The sequence below is a fragment of the Paenibacillus sp. ACRSA genome (assembly GCF_022346845.1).
Classification (GTDB): Bacteria; Bacillota; Bacilli; order Paenibacillales; family Paenibacillaceae; genus Paenibacillus.
This window is the reverse complement of record NZ_JAKRNP010000002.1, coordinates 488,306-505,688: the sequence shown is the minus strand read 5'-3', so window position 1 is coordinate 505,688 and position 17,383 is coordinate 488,306. Positions and strand designations below refer to the sequence as shown.

Here is a 17,383-nt window from a genome sequence, read left to right as displayed (position 1 = left end):
GGGGCTATGTGATGGCGAATGAGATCCTGTTACGTAAATTTCCAAATGTTAAACTAACTGAACTCACAGGTGGGTACACCAATAAGACAATATTACTTGATGGTTCTAATCCACTTGTGGTTGCGAAAATCTTTCATAAATATAATAAGGATGCTAGGAATGAAATAAGTATTCTACATCTCTTGAACAGTTCAGATGTATCTCCCGGCATCCATGATTATTTTGAGGACGACACATCGCTGTACATTATCATGGACTACATACCGGGGGGCAATGGGCAGCAATTTCTAGATTCAAATGACATGGATACTGCTAGAGAAATCTACAGGTTGCTGGGCATTCAGTTATCATCCGAAATTCATTCGATACGTTGGAACGATCAGGCATCAGAATTACCAATCATTGAGCTGGTGGATGACAGTCTAGATTTACTGGATTTTGTACCCATTGATCTGAAAAATGAAGTAAAACGCATTGTAAATATACATGTGAACGATGAAAAAACGATAATCCATGGAGACTTTGGTCCACATAATACGATCGTAACTGGGGATTCGCTGGTAGTTATCGATTGGGAATGGGGAGGGTGGGGCAACCCTCTTCAAGATATCGCATGGGTCGTATGGTTTGTCCACCTCCATTATCCGGATGTAGCTGATGAACTATCTGGCATTTTCTTAAAAGCGTATCGTGCACATTCACCCGTAATAGTCACAGAGGAATGGATCAAGGCCTTTGCACTTTCTAGAGTAATCAATATATTACATCGCATTAAGAATGCTGATATGAGCGTGCAAAAGGAGTGGCTTAGAAGATTAGAGTGGACATTAAAAACCACTTTTTTGGGTGAAGTAACATGGGATGTGAATTCAAATAAAGATTAGATTCAGAAAAAGGAGAAGTGAGCTTTGAATACAAATGAATTGAAATCAGAAATAATTACTAAGCTTCTTCAACTTGATGAAGAAATTAAGCTAACCTACAATACAACACTCGATAATTATTTAGGGATTCAAATTCTGCGGTCGGAAGGTACTATGTATGAATGTACACCTGAGGATGCCAAAGTATTCGCTTATACAGGAATGGGCGGAGACCATTTTGCATTTAGTACACAGCACGGTACGATTTATGATTTAGACCAAGCACCTGTGCTATTTGTACAACCGATGATTTTTGATTGCCCAGTAAAGGTTGTGGCTAGAAATATTAGAGATTTCTTTTCCTTGTATCTCTCGCTAAAGGAAATATATATTTTAGAGAGATTTGATTGGTACAAAAGCGAAAAGGATATGTTTCTTGATATCGAAGAAAACTATGCAGAGAGCATCATTGAACGATCCGATGACATTAATTTCCTATCAGACAAGTTGGAACAATATCTAGCGATTAAACCGATCGGGAACGCGTATTCATATGTGGTAAGGACTAGAGAAGATATTAAGTGCTAAGTGTATACATTTAACCAAGAGAGGATGTCGTAGAATGAGATATAAAATCTTTTTTTATGGTAGCTATAGATGCGATTGGTGGCTCAGGGAAGAGTGAACCTAATGAAGAATACGATAAAAGTTTTGATCAAGTACAGTGAATTGATGAATTATTAAACTCTCTTAATATACACAAGGCTGATATTTTGTGGGGTATCCTACGGTGCCTATTTATCCTATTACTACACCCTTAAGAGAAAAATGTCATACATAGTGCCGTCTGTTTAGCAGGAAGAATTCCCACAACTCAAATAGAAGTTATGAGCAGGATCTATTGTCCAACTATCCTAAGGCTATACAAAAGCTAGATAAAAACCAAATTCAATATAAAATCATAGCTGACACAGGTCATGCGATAAATCATGAACGTACTGAATGCGTTAACAAAGAGATCAGTCAATTCATTTTAACGGTAGAACGATAGAAAGCTATATATTAAAAAGAGGTGGAACCCATATGACTGTATTTGGACTTATACGACATGGTGTTACGGATTGGAATTATGAATTTAGAGCGCAGGGACATACGGATATTCCTTTAAATGCCGAGGGAAGAAGGCAGGCAGAATTACTTGCTAGACGAATGGAGAACGAAGAATGGGATGTTATATATTCAAGTGATTTATCTAGAGCACTCGAAACAGCAGAAATCGTAGGCAAATTGAAGAACATTGAAGTGAGAACCGACTTACGTTTAAGAGAAATGAATGGCGGACTTATTGAAGGCACAACCGAACAAGAGCGAGTTAATCGGTGGGGATATAGCTGGTCGAAACTAGATTTAGGTATAGAGCCACAGACTGATGTTATTGCAAGAGGAGTAGACTGCCTCGCGGATCTAGCTCAGAGACATCCGAATCAAAAAATACTGATCGTAAGTCATGGCGCAATACTTGGGTTGACCTTGAAAAAACTCATTCGGCATGTGGATACGACAGAAAATCTTCATAACACATCGGTAAGCATAATAAATAAAGAGCAAGTGAGATGGAATTGTGAACGTTATAACTGTATATCTCATTTAGACGGTGCTTAACATTTCATATAAAGGGAGAGACGATGAATAAAACACAGGTGAAGGCTTATTATAGCCTATTTGGTGATCATTTTGATCCGAATGAAGTGACCTCGAAGCTTGAATTTACTCCAACAAGTATTACCAGAAAAGGGGATATCATTAATGCAAAACATAGTCATCCAGAAACATCTTGGACATTAAGCACTGAATATGAAGAATCTCTAGATGTTAATGAGCAGTTGAATAAAGTTATGAATGTATTAAAAGATAAAGTAGATGAAATCAATACGATACAGGTACAAAATCAACTAAAATCTAAATTTTTTATTGTCATCGTGATGGAAGATGGTTACACACCTGCTCTGTATTTCGACTCTAATTTTATTAAGTTCGCTGATTCAATTCATGCTGAAATTGACGTTGATCTCTATGCAAATCCATACTCAGCAGATACAGTCTGAACAAAAGTGAAAGAGGAGATGGGGTAATAAATTTTGGGTCAAGAAAAATATTAAGCTTAATCAAATGGGTTTCCTAACAGATATGACAGAAGAAGTAGGCGCTACGTTGATAGGGAAGACGTTATATAAAGATTAGGTACATATTATTTTTTACTGAGAGGATGAAGTTATATGAGTAAATTGCCTTTATTTGTTGTTACAGGTGCCAGTGGAACGGGCAAAACCACGGTTTGCGCACTGGTGCGTGAGAGCCTTCCTGAATTTGATGTATTTGATATGGACATTATCGACAATGTCGACTGGCAGATTGCAAAAGCAAATTGGCTAAGAATTGCTTATAGTATTTCATTAAGTGGTCGCGGCACCGTGCTCTGTGGAACGATGGTTCCAGAAAACATTGAATCTGCTGATCACAAGGATAAGTTTGAGACAATTCACTACATTAACTTACATTGCGATGACGAAACACGTGCAGCAAGATTGTTAGCGCGAGGCTGGGGGAATGAAGCTGTTCAAGAACATAAGAATTTTGCCAATTGGTTGGTGCAGAATGCAAGTGTAGCCTTTACCCCTCCGATGCCAACAATCAACACAAGTGAACTGACACCTGAAGAAGTAGCAAAAGAGATTAAACATTGGGTTTTAAGTAACTGGTAATTATGAAAATCCATCATTCCTTGAAAGTGAGTTGATTAGCTATGGCTTCCTCAGGCATTGGACTTGATCTAGAACGTATCATTTTTATTGGAAGAACTTTTGAAGAATATAGGGATATATTTAAACTCTCCAACGAGGATATTCTCAATAACAAAATACTAGATTGCCCTGCTGGCGCTTGTTCCTTTACCTCTTTAGCGAATCGGTTAGGAGGAGATGTGACAGCTGCTGATATTGCATACTCTTATCCGGTTCAGCAGCTTAAGAACAAAGGGCTGCTAGATGTAGAACATGGCATTGAGAATATTGAAAAGGTTAAACAAAATTATGTTTGGAACTACTTCAATTCAGTTGATGAGCTGCGATCAAGTCGAATGAGAGCTTTGACAGATTGCACCGATGATATGCTTGCAAATCCTAAACGTTATGTTGCCGCGACGTTGCCACAGCTACCATTTCAGGATAACCAGTTTGATATCACATTGTCGGCGCATTTCTTGTTCATGTATTCTGATCGACTAGACCTGAGTTTTCACCAAGCGACCATACGAGAGCTTATGAGAGTAACACGCAAAGAAATTCGAGTTTTTCCTATTGTGGATTTAGCAAGTGAAAGATCAGCACATTTGGATTCTATCATCAACTTGATCGAAGAGGATGGGTGGAATTACGAAATCCAGAATACAGGTTATGAGTTTCAGCGAAATGTGAATCAACTGTTGCGGATATACAATAAGAATAGCGGTATTTAAATAGAGAATTTTGGTGAAGTTCCACATGTTTGGAGTGTATACGATGTTAATGTCCTATCAACTAGAACGAGCAAAAGTACGGATGAGATCGAAAGAAATAACCGTCGTTGTATTACAGCAAAAAGATATAAATGTTGAAATAAGAGAAGAGCTAGGTCGATTATTGCTAATGGATGCGGCTGACTGCCAAGAGATGTTTCTCTTATCAAGTCTTTTTAGGCATAGTATGCAAACTCATGATGTTATATTTTTAGAACGTGATAAGGATTCGAATATGGATGTATTTATTTTCAACGGAGCTATCCACCCACTCACAATGAAGGAGCTAAGAAAAATCAAGGCTTCTACTCGATTCACCAAAACAGAATTATACCGTCTAACTTTAGAAAATAGTCATGATGATTCAATGTGGGACACGTGGGAGCATTGGAAATACGAAGAACAATTGAGGATTAAGACTGATCAAGATATCGGGGTCATCAATGCATCGCAACTGGGATTGGAACTTCTGTTTCATCAATGCGCCTATCTTGCGAGTTCATTTACGGGACATTCTCACATGGATTGGAATTCCACCCAATCCTCCATTGAATTAATCATTCGAAATATAGCTCGAGATGATTAATAACGACGGATAAATGGATTTAACGCATTGAATTTGCAAGCAACACCATGATGTGTATCCGTAGCTTAAGGGGAGATAAATATTGGATCGAGAAATCGGAGTCGAAGTTATTAATCAATATTTCAGATCATGGGTCGAGCAAGATTTTAATCTCTTGTAGGAACCATTCATGAAGAAGCAATTGTAAGGGAGTGCACGGGAGAAGTAATTCAAGGTCGAGATGAACTGAATCGATGGTTTAAACAGTGGAACGGGAGCGGCAATGAGGTTATGTATTGGGACATTCATAATATTGGTCTCGATTACGAGCAGATGACGGCTTTTGTTGAATGGAAGTTTAAATGCAAGTATAAGGGCACAACGCTTGAATGGGATGGCACTAGTATAGTTTACTTTGAGAACTCATTAATTATAGAACTGAATGAATATGAGATGAAGAAAGATAAATCTTATCCATACAAACAAGATAGCGTTGCTATCTAGTAATCTGAGTTCTACTGAATTGCTTTGAAAACAAGCTTTCCGCCCTTAAAGCGTATGGGATAGGGTTTTTAATAGATTGGACTGAACAATATAGTTTCATCAAAAGGAGGTCATCTATTGTCTTATTCAATACATGAAATGACCGTAGGGTTTGCTGAAGAGATACTGCATTGGAAATATGAACAACCGTATGATTTCTATGATAATGAACTTTCATTAGAGGCATTGGATGAATTACTAAATAGCTCCTATTACGTTCTTTTAGATATTCATGATGAACTGATTGGGTTTATGTGTATGGGGAGTTCAGCTCAGGTTCCGAATGAAACTTATGTTTATGGTGAAAATTACATCGATCTTGGAATAGGCATGAATCCAGAATTAACAGGAAAAGGGCAGGGAACTTCATTTTTCTCAAGTGTATTGAATTTCATCGTGGATACATTTGACCATAGTTCTTACCGCTTAACAGTCGCAGCATTTAACCAAAGAGCAATTCACCTTTACGAGAAATTCGAATTCATTACTGTGGATCGATTTAGTAAAGGAGATTATGAGTTCATTGTCATGATCAAATGAATATAGACATTTAGTGCATTAGTGCGTAATGAATAACTTAACGCAAGATGAGTTGTTGTCGGAGAAGGAAGCACATGCCATAGTGGAGAATCAAAAAGGAGCGTGATGGAGATGACCAATGAACAGCTAATGCTTCTGCTAAATGCTTACGATGTGGATCAGCCCGAACCAACGTTTCTTAGACATAACGAAAATAGGACTTACCGGGTTCTGGATAGCGCTGGCAAGCAGTACCTACTTCGTATTCATGATCCCTTTGTGCAGGAGATGAAGGGATTACAGCACACTGAAGCAGGTGTTTTGGCAGAACTGGAAATGTTGGAGCAATGGGGTCAATGGTACCAGGATGAAGTGCAGAAGCCGGTGCGGAACCAAAGCGGCTACCTTGTCACGACTCTTGAAGGAGATGGATACAGACTGAATGCATCGCTCCTTACTTGGGTGGAAGGTCGTGATCTGACGAAGGAAGATACACAAGATGTAGAAGTTATCAAGAAACTGGGCACGCATATGTCGGAGCTGCATGCCTTTTTTGGTCAGTACAGTCCAGTCGGCATGGAAGCACGACCGAGCCAGGGGAAAGCTTACAACGAACGAATGGCACAGGTGATCTATTCAGGTGTTCCCCAAGGTCTTTTTACATTTGCCGATGCGGTAATTATTGATGATACGTTACGATTGATAAACTCTCGTTTATCGGATGAAGGTGGGAATGAAGGGCCAGATCTCATTCACGGCGATGTAGGCTTGGGGAATGCGATCTTGACGGCGAATGGCGACTTGCGGTTTATCGACTTCGGGTTCTATGGAAAGGGATACGCACAAACAGATGTGGCAATGGGAGCTCTGACGCTACCTTCAGATCACCGTGATGCTTTTCTTGAGGCGTATTATGGTGGAAAGGGTTGCTCGGAGAATGAGTTGTTGCAGTTGGAAGGTTTTATGCTTGCAGCGATCATCGGGTTCTATGTTTTTCAGATTGGGAACGAGAAAATGCATGATTGGATGCGTGAACGAATGCCGATATTGTGTGCCGAACGCTGCAAACCTTTTTTGCGAGGAGAACGGATTTTATATCAATAATGGATTTTCTAAAATACGTATTATATTGACGAAGGGAGAATGCATGAGGTATTTAACGAGAGAATGGTACGATCTGTGCCAGCAGACACACCTTCATTTTGGGATGAGAGTACATAGGGGAGCTCAGATTCGAGATGAAGTTCTTTATTTGCGACTTTACAAAAGAAAAGAAAAGGAATTTATTAATTTGCATCGTGACGTTTATAATGTAGATCCTCGTTATATGCTGGAAGGTGATGGGGCGGTTATGATTCCTGTAGAACAATTTGTCAGTGGGGATATCCGTCAAGAAGATACGATAATTTATCATATGCCTGACGACGAAAAAGAGGAAATACAGAAAAAAATTGCTGAATATGATGCACGCCCTCTGTTTGATGTGGTGAACTGTAAACAAGAATTCAAAGACAATCTAGAATGGAGTTGTGCAGATAAAGGTAACCAATTACCGAGCGAGCTCCTTGCTAAGATCGCAGATATTCGCGTATTTTCGCTAGGTTACTGTACCAAAGAGGTTATGAGAGAGTTGAAGAAATTAAGTAATGAAAACAAAAGAAAAATGGAGCATATATCTAATGAGTATGTTCAGATGCAGCAGTCGGAGGATATCCCCCAACATATTCGGAGTCGATTTGGTTTTCACGATTGCCAAGTGACTGAAATACTCTTTGGTAAGGACATGATCATTCGACTTGAAACGCGGAGTGGATTCACCGATTTCAATAAAATTACGCTTGTTGCTGCGGAAACCATTAAACAAGAGGGACAAATCGTAGGCAGTTACTGGATTTATGATGAATTGTATCGTACAGGTAGTGGATATGAAGTGCATGTACTTTTTTCTGGTGTAGGAGATCCCGAATGCATTATTCGTTGTGAGGATATTATTATAGAAGAAGAGTGAACAACATTTTAATGATAAATTTTACATAAGCATGATCCAGAATTCATTAAATTCTACACCACCTTGGATATACTTAGTTTGCTTGAATATAGCGAATGAAAAGGACTAGGTGGTAGAAAAAATGTTGAAAAAACGTGACTTACACGAATGCCATTCACTTTATAGCTTGATGACAGATCCTATGGTGTTTCCTTACGTTCGTTATGCATGTCAGACCTATGAAGAATACTTGTTTGTAACAAAACAGTTGATTGCTGAAGAAGAACAAAACACATCTATTTCGAGAACCATTCTGAATGAAACGGGATCTCCGATTGGTACGATTGATCTATATCATATTGTGAATAAAACGGGTTTCTTAGCCACATGGATTGGTAGTCCGTATTTTGGAAAAGGATATAACCAAAGAGCGAAAGAATCTTTCCTGGTTGAACTGTTTCTTGAACATCATATAGAGACGGTATTCATTAAGATTCGTGAGCAAAATATTCGTTCGAGAAAGGCGATAGAGAAATTACCTTACGTGAAGCTGGCGAATGAAATATATTCGGATGTTTATCATACGATTAATCGAACAGAGAAGATCTATGATCTATACCGTGTCGAGCGCGTTAATTTTATAGGAAGCATTAAAGAGATCCAACACGAGATTGCGACGTAACAGCCAATTTTAAGAACGCATAAGAAGCGAATAGAGCGGATCATAAAGTACCAAGGAACGTCGTCAGTGTTGACGGCGTTATTTGCTTTTTCAACAAAATGGACGGTAATTCTATTAATATATGTGCTACAGGAAAAATTAGGTTTATAATAACATAAATATAATAATCAATATGAAACTGGAATGTATGAGAGCCCTGTTAATGGCAAGGAGGGATAGTCTTGACGGATCATGAAGAGGTGCTTGCGGGTGGAAACGTGAACGAAGTAATCAAAATCGGGGGCACCGTTCGCCGTAACTCACAAAATGCATACGTGAATGCATTGCTGGTGCATCTTGAAAAGGTTGGTTTATCTTCTGTTCCTAGATATCTAGGTATGGATGAACAGGGAAGGGAAATCCTATCTTATCTTCAAGGTACAGTTCCCGGTAATCAGTATCCTGAGATAGAGAGATATATGTGGTCAGACGAAGTATTGATTCAAATAGCGAAGCTTTTGAGGAGCTACCATGATGCAACTGTCGGATTTACAACATCACTGAAGTCTCAGAATGATTATCCTGATCCAAGCCAACATGAGGTTGTCTGCCATAACGACGCTGCACCCTATAATATGGTGTTTCAAGACAAGATTCCCGTGGGAATCATTGATTTTGATATGGCGGGCAAAGGGCCGCGGATATGGGATATCGTATATACACTCTACACATCTGTTCCACTTTCTGGGTTTTCGCCAGGCGAGGCTGATCGTACTGTGTTTCCCTACAATTCAGCAAAGCATGCTTTTATGCGTAAAAACAGAATTAAGTTATTTTTTGATACCTATGGTATAGATATACCAACAGATCTTAAACAGTGGGTTATACAGCGTATCCGCAAGATGTGTAGCACTCTAACTGAGCGCGCGGCGTCTGGAGATGCAGCATTTTCTAAACTCATTGAAGAAGGCCATCTAGCTCATTATGAAGAAGAAAGACGATTTCTTGAAAAGCATTTTGATGATTGGAGTTAAATTCACCAATTTAATCACCCGTACAAGACAATTAATATCAGACTAACTCCTCTACAATGTTGTTTGTATTAGGAGAAGGATGAAGGATCTTTTAATCAACAATAGGTATACAAAGCTATCTAGAAACGAAGGAGTTGATCGTTTGAATCCAATCTTAATGGAGTTTCCAGACCAATTTACTACCGAAAGATTATTGATCAGATGCCCTAGACCGGGGGATGGAAAGGTTGTCTATGAATCTATCATTTCGTCCATTCAGGAGTTGAAAGAATGGCTTCCTTTTGCCCATAAGGAGCAACGAGAAGAAGTGGTGGAAGCAAATCTGAGAGAAGCTCGGTTAAACTATTTGAAGAGGGAAGACCTTAGATTGCTTATTTTCCATAGAGAGACTAATGAATTTATCGGATCATCTGGGTTGCATCATCCCAATTGGGATGTCCCCAAATTCGAAATAGGTTACTGGATCGATAGTCGTCACAGTGGGAAAGGTTATATGACTGAGGCGGTAGAAGGCATTACAGAATTTGCATTCAATGAATTGAAGGCGAGAAGAGTACTCATACGTTGTGACACACTCAATAACAAGAGTAGAGCGATCCCAGAAAGGCTAGGATTCACTTTGGAAGGTATACTGCGAAATGATGATACAAGTGTAGATGGAAGTACACTTCGAGATACATGCATATTTGCCAAAGTGAAATGAAGAGACTGGAAGTGGAAGATGATTTAGTTTACTCATTCATTTGCTTGGATGCCAGGGAGGAATGACTTATGCAATATACAGAATGGTCTACGGATATTCATGAATACGCTTTATCAAGTGAATACGTTATTCAATTAGCGGATCCTGAAGAGTGGGGCAAGTATTGCTCCGTTTATTATAACATGCGTTATATCGGTTTTTTTAGGGAAGAGGGCTTCAACGCTTCACAAAGAAATGCGTACTGGATCTATAAAGGAGAGTCAAAAGTAGGTGGAGTAAGAATAGCACCTAATGTGATGTATCATTTATTTTATATTCCCCCGTTCCAGGATTCATTTGAAGTATTGAAGCTTCTTAAAGAACTCTTAATGAGTTGGTCTGATCGAACTAAACCAATTAAAACGTATGAGATTCTTTCGGATCAAGTTGATTTATACGCTAGAGCTGGATTTTGGCCAGATGAGTTCAGATGTCGATGGATGCAACGTCCCACAGAACAGTACAACATCGTACGGGATCATAATTTTAGCATTGAAAGTCCACAGATTATTGACAATCAGCAGGGGGCTAAGAAATTTAGTAAAGAAGACGAAATTGCAAATTGTGATTTTAATAGCTTTAAAGGGAGCCTAGAGGCAGTAAGGAGAAAGAAGTTTTTGCTTGCAGATTTTGTACCACATGAAGATCCTAATTATACAAATGAGATATTAAATCAAGCCTCTACCCTTGTGTATGATCAAGAAACGGGTCAGCTTATTGCGAATTGTCGGCTTTGTTTACAAGATAATCAAGCAGCTGTTTACAGTGTAGGTGTCATTCCTGCATACCGAGGAAAAGGGATTGCTACACTTATGTTGCAACGAGCCTTGACGATTATTAAAGATCATTATCCAGTCCTAAGGCTTTATGTAATGGAGGGTAATGATGCCCAGTCACTGTACTACAATCTGGGCTTTGTTCAAGGAGAGTTGGAGGTACAGACGATGTACATCCCAGCGATTGAATCATAGGTACATAATGACGCTGTCTACGAAAGGGTAATCTCTTGAAACGTTGAACATGAGGAGGAAAGAAATGAACAGTAGATTGATTCTCATTGATGGGATGCCTGGTTCGGGTAAATCCACAACAGGACTTGCTATACATGAACAATTGAAAGAGCAAAATATTGCCAATGTATTCTACCATGAATTAGATGATCACCACCCACTTCGCATTTACGATCGCCAATTCACTTCATTTTCTATTGTAGAAGAGGCAGAGTGGTTTATTGGGAAAGTGGAGCAGCTGTTTACTGACTTTGTCAATAATCCAATTCATCGTAATCAGATTACAATTGTGGAGAGCAGCGTTTTTCAAAATACAATTGGCTTCGCATATAACATGCAAATGAGCGAAGATCGAATAATGGATCTGACCTGGAGGATTCAGAATGTACTTAGCGCTCTTAACCCTGAACTTATCTATGTATATCAAGACAATGTAGAGCAACATTGGAGATGGATATGCGATATTCGTGGATCTGAGTTTACGCAAGGGCGCTGTGGACTCTATTCCGATGATGACTTTGTTGAAGCAGGAAAGTTTTGGACGAAAAATCAAGATTTCGTTTGTAATATCGTTCAGCATTGGGATATTCCCAAACTCATCATACAAAACAAAGAATATACGTGGGATGAATACAAGCTCAACATATTTGATTTTCTAAAGTTAGCAGATTCTAAATAACAGTCCACAATACAATTTCAGTAGGAGCATAGCCAATGAATTTAAAAGAAAAGTTAATCTTGATTAAGAAAAATGATTACGAAGCACCTCCGGATACCTTCCCTTTGGTACAAGAAATGATCAGCCAGATCGGTTCATTGGATGCCGAATTACGAGATGATCTCATTTATACAACGTTATCACATTGGATCCCTGGCAACATACTAGCTGTAAACGAGTTAGAGCAACTTCTATCCGTTGTCCTGGATCATAACCATTTGCTATATAGGCTGGGTGAATCAAACACAGATTCTGTGTTCACTCGATCATTCTCCATGCTCGTTATCCCACTTTTATTGGCGAGACATAATGAATCACCGTTTCTCTCGAGTGAGCAGATCCATCAGATAAAAGAGAACGTATTCTACAACGTACAACAAGAGCGAGACTATCGTGGTTACGATGAAGACAAAGGCTGGGCTCACGCCATAGCACATGCAGCGGATGCTTTGGATGATTTGGCGCAGTGCCCTGAACTGGACAAGAATGATCTGTCCACGATGCTTGATCTAATTTATGAAAAGATGACGATAACAGATCGTGTCTACTCTGATGGGGAAGATGAACGTATGATCAGACCCATCATTCAAATTTTAAATCGTAGAATCCTTAGTCGGACGGAGCTAGAAGAGTGGATTCAACGTTTTGGTGCAGTGGAAAAAAGTTCAGAGTTTCTTCCTGCCTTCAGGCAGAAAAATAATATAAAGAACTTTCTGAAAAGTTTGTATTTCCGTATTAAATTTTATGAAACCGATGGGGAGCTTTGCCCGATAATAGAACGTACTTTATATCAAGTTGAGCCTGTATATTACTCCTAAAATGTAAGAACAGAGGTGACCGAATGATATATGATCTTAAAGGTGAAGACAATATGTCGCCCATGGTAGGGGTGTTATATTCCGCAGTGAAGGAGAATAGTGAGCGACTGCAACGCATCACCGAGGGTATGTCACAAGAAGAGATCGACTATAAGGGATATAATGGTACGTTTAATAGTACTGCACAGCTACTTCGGCATATTCTATATGTGGATCTGAATTGGGTCTATCGAATAAAGGGTGAACCACTTCCGCAGACATCTATAGAACAGTTCGGCCCTATGATTGATGAACACTATAAACTTCCTATGGTGAACAATATTCCGTGGAATATACTAATCTCACAATATGAAGGTGTACTTCAAATGATTAAAGATTCATGTGATCAATTAACAGATGATGATCTAGATCGAGTTGTCCTATTCGGACATGAAAATGAAAAGCAAGCAACGATACGTTGGGGATTGTGGCACATGGCTGATCATAGCCGATATCATCAAGCTCATATTAACCAGCTTAGAAAGTGGTTTAGCCAACAGAGCTGAGCAAGTAAAGGAGAACCAGGTTGAAGAAATACATTGAAATTGGTGTAGGCAATACATGGTTTATTCGAACTGAGTTGGAGCATGAAGATGGAACAGAAACGGAAATTAAGGGAATCTATTCGCCTTTCCAACTAAAATCAATATATATCCGAGTATGGTTCGGTAAACGTGTGTTCATCATGGATACGAGAGAAGGCATGAAGTTAGCGAAGAAAAATAAGAAGAAATTCAAGCTCATTCTTGGATTTTACGGCATATAGATCACGAATTGGAAAGGAGAAAAAGATGATGAGATCCATTAAACAATCGCTGCGTATATGTATTGCACTTTTTCTCTCCATCATCGTAATTTCTGGATGCCGAGCAATGGATGATAGTACCGGTTCTATTTCAAGCTGGGCGTATTCGTTTGTTGTGTGGAACAATCACACGTATAGCATGACCAATGAAACACTAACAAGAGAAGAGATCGATCATGACATAGGTCAAGTGAAACATTATTCTGACAAAGAAGGGTCATATAGAGATGGCTTCTCCAACAAATATCCAGTAGGCACGAAGTTATATAAGATCAAGGATGTCGAGACAACCGAATGTATAGCTGTAGAAATACAAGAAGATCAATTCATCAAAGCTACCAATGAAAATTTATCCGGAGAGAAATAGTAATTGAAAGGAGAAATTAATGCATTCGAGGAGTGGAAGATGAAAAGAACAATGATTGGATTACTCAGTGTAATTATTGCGTCTAATGTCATATGGGGCTGGCTGTACTTCAATAAGGAAGATGAGCAAACCGACCATGGTTCAAGTAATACAGCAAACAAAGCTGTACAAATGTATGAATTGAATGGAACAGGAGATATGTGGGACGTTTCAGACTATAAAATTATTATCACATCGAATCAGATCCAACGAGGTCATGCAAGCTTAACGTTTAAAGGTGACCCAAGAAGTATCAGTGACAGCAACTACTATAAATTAGATATACAGGAGAAAGATCCTGAAGGTAATTATAGTAAGATGCTTTCGCATGTAGCCACCTCTCACGATGGTTCTATTACAATTCTCAATAATGATAATCTTAAGAATATAGGCTATGTAACTAGTGATTATGCGTATGATGAGCTGAAGAAGGATCGACAGAATTATGCGAGTACGTTTCTTAGGGTCACATGGAATGATAATGACGGAAAGCTACATTCTGAGGATATCTATCTCACGATAGAAAATGAAATCACTCTGGAGTAAGCAGTGGGAATGAAAAATGTCAAACAGTCTATTACACTGGGGGAGAAAAGGAGAACAACTATGACGTTACATATAACAGATGTAAATAATGATGAAATGAAAAAAATTGTGAGAGACCATGTGTTCTATTATAACATGCAGCACTTTCCAGATGAGATCAAAGGCAGATATCAAGAGATACACCTATTTCTTCAAGATGAAGAAGGTCAAGTTTATGGTGGAATCCTGGGTGAGACGTGCTGGAACTGGCTTGAGATTCATTATTTATATGTTGAGCCTAGTCTAAGAGGCCAGGGGTATGGGAGGAAACTGATTCAAGAAGTAGAGAAGATTGCTCTGACGAAAAAATGTGATTTCATCAAAGTAGACACATTAAGCTTTCAAGCCTTGGATTTTTATAAAAAAGAAGGCTACGAGGTGTATGGCAAGATTGAAAATGCAGGAGGCTACAAACATTATTATATGAAAAAAGAATTGAATTCATAAAAAATAGGTGACAAGTGCAGTTGTTAAAGCGTTCTAGTATAGAGGTGGAAAATATGAGAAAAGGTAAGCTCTTCATCATCGTTGTACTTCTATTCATACTATCCGGCACATTGAACGTATTTCAGTATGACAAGTCTAAAAAACATGAGAACTATGAAACGGCCGTCGAAATTGCCTTGAGTTATTTTAACTCACAATATAGGGTGGGATCAATTCATGGTGCTCTAGTTGAGGCGATATCAAGCAGTAAGTTATACATTGGTGAACAAGACGAGTCCAGTAATGTTATACACAGGAATTTTCAACATTTAAGTGTGATGCACAGAGAATTAACGTTATTGTACGGGCCGATCAGTTCTTACGCGAATTATACTGATGTTAGTAGTCTAAGGGAGAATAGTATATACGATATGTTTGTCGATTTTTCATTATTTTTTGAGTGCTTAGGTATGCAGCAAGAATGGATTGTATCGGACACAAGTGGGAGGTATATCGATCTAGAAGGGTTAAGCAATGAATTATATCGTGGGGTACGCATTGTAGAGGATATTACGGGGCAACTCGAATTAATCCGCAGTCGCAGCTATGATAACAAAATGGGTAGTGATCAAGAGGCATTAGCAGATTATTTGATCAAAAGTGCAGCATATTTCAAGTCCCAAGAAATTCAGGAAAACATTAAATCCATCCGTAAGATGAATGAAGAACTGCTTTCCAAGATTAGCAGTTAAGTTGGAGAAGAATAGTTCAAAGGGGCTGGTGCGAGGTGACTGAGTATTATTGGGACAAGCAAATAGAGTACCTCAGAAATACACGGGGGCTCTACTATAACGATGATTATTTACAATTTCTAGTGCAGTCTGTTTGGAAGATAAAGAAGCCTTTGAATATAATTGATTATGGGTGCGGATTCGGATATCTTGGTCTTAAACTGCTTCCTTTGTTGCCTGAGGGCTCAACCTACACGGGGATTGATAAAGGGGAAGGGTTGATTAAAGAGGCTCGGGAGATATATTCAAAACTCCAATATAATACTCAGTTCTATGTGTGTGATCTGGAGACAGCTGTTATGGAAAGAAAATATGACATGGCAGTGAGCCATGCATTTCTACTTCATATGCATAATGCGAAGCACATCCTTCAGAAGATGAAGGATGCGGCTGCCTATCTTAATGAGTCAATTGGGATTGAAACAAGTGGAATGTCGAATCAGTGATAAGGTCAACTTCTTAGATCAGAATATGGATGTCGCGCAGAAAAATAAATTATATCATTCTCTAAAGGAAGAAGGCATAGGTCAGAACCCTGGTGATGCAGAGCAGAATATCTATAACTTGGTAGCTAGAGGATTAAGTTCGGATGAAGCCAAGCGACAATATGAGGCTGAACTCGCCTTCTCCTCCGTTTTCAACCCAGATTCTTGGTTGATGTATGCACCAAATATGAAAATTTCGTTTGGTACGGTGTAATGAGTTTAGAATGAAGAAAAGAATTGAATGAAGGAGTTATTTATGAACCTTCCATCGAATAGCAATCAAGAAAAACGCAGTGATTATCAATTGAATCTGTTATATCGAGCACAAGAAATGATACCTGCTAAACCGCCAGAGCCTTGGCGTAATGAAGTGGTGATCCCTGCGGCAGGTTGTATAGCTTGCGGCTGGAACTCAGATGAGAATCTTGTGCTGATTAGTAGTTCAGGCTACAGCTTGAATGATTCTGATACAGGTCTATCCATCCATAGGGATCGAGATGCCAACAACACCTATGACAGTATGAGTCCAGATCAGTTAACATTCCGTATCCCATATAATGACGAATCCGTTCCTATTTTTGGATTCGATTCCGGCGATGGGAATCGCGTCACTCATGATGGTTGGAGTGTGGAAGTAATCTATCCATGGTGGCCTCTAGCATCAGTCATTATAGAGAATGTATTTCAACCGAACTATAACTATCTAGAGGGTGCAACGATGATAGATTTGAATCGACTGGATGGATCGATTAAATGTGGTTTTTCCGCTTCTGGGAATAAACTAGTTATTCTGGGATCTGGAGGAGCACTGATCTATACAAGAGAATAATGGA

The 17,383-nt window shown here is 39.0% G+C and carries 24 protein-coding genes and 1 pseudogene; all 25 read left to right on the top strand.

The window, feature by feature from the left end; genetic code table 11:
- Positions 1–11: 11 nt before the first annotated feature.
- Entirely contained in the window at positions 12–884 is an 873-nt protein-coding gene (locus MH215_RS07160) for a phosphotransferase family protein (RefSeq protein ID WP_239289382.1), read from the top strand.
- Between the two features lie 24 nt (positions 885–908).
- Positions 909–1,451: a hypothetical protein gene (locus tag MH215_RS07155; RefSeq protein ID WP_239289380.1), complete on the top strand. Its 543-nt coding sequence runs from the start codon at positions 909–911 to the stop codon at positions 1,449–1,451.
- Positions 1,452–1,946: 495 nt separating this feature from the next.
- Positions 1,947–2,525, top strand: coding sequence for a histidine phosphatase family protein (locus MH215_RS07150; RefSeq protein ID WP_239289378.1), 579 nt, complete (start codon positions 1,947–1,949; stop codon positions 2,523–2,525).
- Positions 2,526–2,548: 23 nt separating this feature from the next.
- Positions 2,549–2,968, top strand: coding sequence for a DUF4279 domain-containing protein (locus tag MH215_RS07145; RefSeq protein WP_239289376.1), 420 nt, complete (start codon positions 2,549–2,551; stop codon positions 2,966–2,968).
- A 171-nt stretch (positions 2,969–3,139) separates the two neighbouring features.
- On the top strand, positions 3,140–3,625 hold the full coding sequence (locus tag MH215_RS07140) for an AAA family ATPase (RefSeq protein WP_239289374.1): 486 nt from the start codon (positions 3,140–3,142) through the stop codon (positions 3,623–3,625).
- A gap of 41 nt (positions 3,626–3,666) precedes the next feature.
- On the top strand, positions 3,667–4,377 hold the full coding sequence (locus MH215_RS07135) for a methyltransferase domain-containing protein (protein ID WP_239289372.1): 711 nt from the start codon (positions 3,667–3,669) through the stop codon (positions 4,375–4,377).
- 43 nt (positions 4,378–4,420) lie between these two features.
- Positions 4,421–5,002: a hypothetical protein gene (locus tag MH215_RS07130; RefSeq protein WP_239289370.1), complete on the top strand. Its 582-nt coding sequence runs from the start codon at positions 4,421–4,423 to the stop codon at positions 5,000–5,002.
- A gap of 165 nt (positions 5,003–5,167) precedes the next feature.
- Positions 5,168–5,485 carry a nuclear transport factor 2 family protein gene (locus tag MH215_RS29195; RefSeq protein WP_343224553.1) on the top strand — a complete coding sequence of 106 codons (318 nt, stop codon included), beginning with the start codon at positions 5,168–5,170 and terminating at the stop codon, positions 5,483–5,485.
- Positions 5,486–5,602: 117 nt separating this feature from the next.
- Positions 5,603–6,064 carry a GNAT family N-acetyltransferase gene (locus MH215_RS07125; protein ID WP_239289369.1) on the top strand — a complete coding sequence of 154 codons (462 nt, stop codon included), beginning with the start codon at positions 5,603–5,605 and terminating at the stop codon, positions 6,062–6,064.
- 111 nt (positions 6,065–6,175) lie between these two features.
- A complete protein-coding gene (locus tag MH215_RS07120) occupies positions 6,176–7,147 on the top strand; it encodes a phosphotransferase enzyme family protein (RefSeq protein ID WP_239289368.1) in 972 nt (323 codons plus the stop codon).
- 43 nt (positions 7,148–7,190) lie between these two features.
- Positions 7,191–8,051 (top strand): DUF4085 family protein, encoded by an 861-nt coding sequence (locus tag MH215_RS07115; protein ID WP_239289367.1) that lies wholly within the window; start codon positions 7,191–7,193, stop codon positions 8,049–8,051.
- Between the two features lie 121 nt (positions 8,052–8,172).
- Entirely contained in the window at positions 8,173–8,712 is a 540-nt protein-coding gene (locus tag MH215_RS07110) for a GNAT family N-acetyltransferase (RefSeq protein ID WP_239289366.1), read from the top strand.
- Positions 8,713–8,933: 221 nt separating this feature from the next.
- Positions 8,934–9,725: an aminoglycoside phosphotransferase family protein gene (locus MH215_RS07105; RefSeq protein WP_239289365.1), complete on the top strand. Its 792-nt coding sequence runs from the start codon at positions 8,934–8,936 to the stop codon at positions 9,723–9,725.
- A gap of 157 nt (positions 9,726–9,882) precedes the next feature.
- On the top strand, positions 9,883–10,428 hold the full coding sequence (locus MH215_RS07100; protein ID WP_481857428.1) for a GNAT family N-acetyltransferase: 546 nt from the start codon (positions 9,883–9,885) through the stop codon (positions 10,426–10,428).
- 68 nt (positions 10,429–10,496) lie between these two features.
- Complete coding sequence (locus tag MH215_RS07095; protein ID WP_239289363.1) at positions 10,497–11,438, top strand: GNAT family N-acetyltransferase; 942 nt, start codon at positions 10,497–10,499, stop codon at positions 11,436–11,438.
- A 64-nt stretch (positions 11,439–11,502) separates the two neighbouring features.
- Positions 11,503–12,156, top strand: a complete 654-nt coding sequence (locus tag MH215_RS07090) for a P-loop NTPase family protein (RefSeq protein ID WP_239289362.1) — start codon at positions 11,503–11,505, stop codon at positions 12,154–12,156.
- 35 nt (positions 12,157–12,191) lie between these two features.
- On the top strand, positions 12,192–13,013 hold the full coding sequence (locus tag MH215_RS07085; RefSeq protein ID WP_239289360.1) for a DUF2785 domain-containing protein: 822 nt from the start codon (positions 12,192–12,194) through the stop codon (positions 13,011–13,013).
- Between the two features lie 23 nt (positions 13,014–13,036).
- A complete protein-coding gene (locus MH215_RS07080; RefSeq protein ID WP_239289359.1) occupies positions 13,037–13,558 on the top strand; it encodes a DinB family protein in 522 nt (173 codons plus the stop codon).
- 20 nt (positions 13,559–13,578) lie between these two features.
- The gene (locus MH215_RS07075; protein WP_239289358.1) at positions 13,579–13,818 is read left to right on the top strand and encodes a DUF3977 family protein; all 240 of its coding nucleotides are present in this window, start codon (positions 13,579–13,581) and stop codon (positions 13,816–13,818) included.
- Between the two features lie 25 nt (positions 13,819–13,843).
- On the top strand, positions 13,844–14,224 hold the full coding sequence (locus tag MH215_RS07070; protein WP_239289357.1) for a hypothetical protein: 381 nt from the start codon (positions 13,844–13,846) through the stop codon (positions 14,222–14,224).
- Positions 14,225–14,263: 39 nt separating this feature from the next.
- Positions 14,264–14,809: a hypothetical protein gene (locus MH215_RS07065; RefSeq protein WP_239289356.1), complete on the top strand. Its 546-nt coding sequence runs from the start codon at positions 14,264–14,266 to the stop codon at positions 14,807–14,809.
- 60 nt (positions 14,810–14,869) lie between these two features.
- Positions 14,870–15,295, top strand: coding sequence for a GNAT family N-acetyltransferase (locus MH215_RS07060; RefSeq protein ID WP_239289355.1), 426 nt, complete (start codon positions 14,870–14,872; stop codon positions 15,293–15,295).
- A 53-nt stretch (positions 15,296–15,348) separates the two neighbouring features.
- Positions 15,349–16,026, top strand: a complete 678-nt coding sequence (locus MH215_RS07055) for a hypothetical protein (protein WP_239289354.1) — start codon at positions 15,349–15,351, stop codon at positions 16,024–16,026.
- 35 nt (positions 16,027–16,061) lie between these two features.
- Positions 16,062–16,764: pseudogene (locus MH215_RS07050) on the top strand (methyltransferase domain-containing protein).
- A 42-nt stretch (positions 16,765–16,806) separates the two neighbouring features.
- Complete coding sequence (locus MH215_RS07045; RefSeq protein WP_239289353.1) at positions 16,807–17,379, top strand: hypothetical protein; 573 nt, start codon at positions 16,807–16,809, stop codon at positions 17,377–17,379.
- Positions 17,380–17,383: the final 4 nt, after the last annotated feature.